Here is a 1,083-nt window from a genome sequence, read left to right as displayed (position 1 = left end):
GGCGCGCCGCGCCAGGCGGTCACCCGCACGCTGACGGGCGTCCTGCGCAGCCCGGGCGCCGCCACGGTCGCGCTGCTGGTGGTGGGCACGGCCGCGCTGCTGGCGGTGATGTTCGCGATGGGCCAGAACACGGTGTGGGAGCCGTGGCGCCCGCCCGAGGACGCGATCAAGGACCTGACCAGGAGCGCTCAGGACAGCGCTTTCGGGCTGATCACCGGCCTGGTGGACGACCTGCTGCAGAGGGTGGGGCTGGGCTTCCTGTCGCCCTGGTCCTGACAGTCCCGGGGCTCGGGCGCCCCGGAGGCGCCCGCGAGGGGAAGGATGGGGTATGAGCGAGCACCTCGGCCCGTATCACCTGCTCTCGCGGCTCGGGGCCGGCGGGTTCGGCACGGTGCACCTGGCGCTCGACCCCGAGGGCCGCACCGTCGCGGTCAAGGTCCTCCACCCGCACGTGGCGGCCGACGCGGGCGCGCTCGCCCGGCTGGCGCGCGAGGTGGAGACCATGCGGCGGGTGGGCGGGCCGCACGTGGCCGAGGTGCTGGACGCCTCGCTCGACGTGACCAGGCCCTACCTGGTGACCCGCTACGTGCAGGGCAGGCCGCTCAGCGCGGTCCCGGTGCCCGTGGCCCACCTGAGGTCGCTGGCCGAGGGGCTGGCCGACGCGCTGCTGGCCATGCACGAGGCGGGGGTGGTGCACCGCGATCTCAAGCCCGCCAACGTGATGATGGCCGAGGGCCGGCCGGTGGTGATCGACTTCGGCATCGCGAGCGCGCTCGACTCGCTGTCGGTCACGGCCTCGGGCGCGGTGGTGGGCACTCCCGGCTACCTGGCGCCTGAGGTGCTCGAAGGCAGGGACGCGGGCATGGAGGCCGACGTGTTCTCGTTCGGCGCCACGCTGGCCTACGCGGCGACCGGCCGCCAGCCGTACGGGCAGGGACCGGCCTCGGCGGTCGCCTACCGCGTCGTGCACCACGAGCCCGACCTGGAGGGCGTGCCCGAGTGGCTGGGGCCGCTGCTGCGCGAGTGCCTGGCCACCGCGCCGGACGCGCGGCCCACGGCCGCGCGGATCTGCGCCAGGCTCGG

At 75.5% G+C, this 1,083-nt stretch carries 1 protein-coding gene and 1 pseudogene; both read left to right on the top strand.

Annotation, left to right across the window (positions count from 1 at the left end):
* Positions 1–276 (top strand): annotated as a pseudogene (locus DQW85_RS22420) (serine/threonine-protein kinase); the annotation flags it as partial.
* A gap of 52 nt (positions 277–328) precedes the next feature.
* On the top strand, positions 329–1,083 hold a 755-nt coding region (locus DQW85_RS22415; protein ID WP_162795233.1), incomplete at its 3' end, for a serine/threonine-protein kinase.

Origin of the sequence: Nonomuraea lactucae (assembly GCF_003313395.1) — a bacterium.
GTDB lineage: Bacteria > Actinomycetota > Actinomycetes > Streptosporangiales > Streptosporangiaceae > Nonomuraea > Nonomuraea lactucae.
Note: the sequence above shows the minus strand (reverse complement) of the source record. Positions and strands in the feature narration are given on the sequence as shown.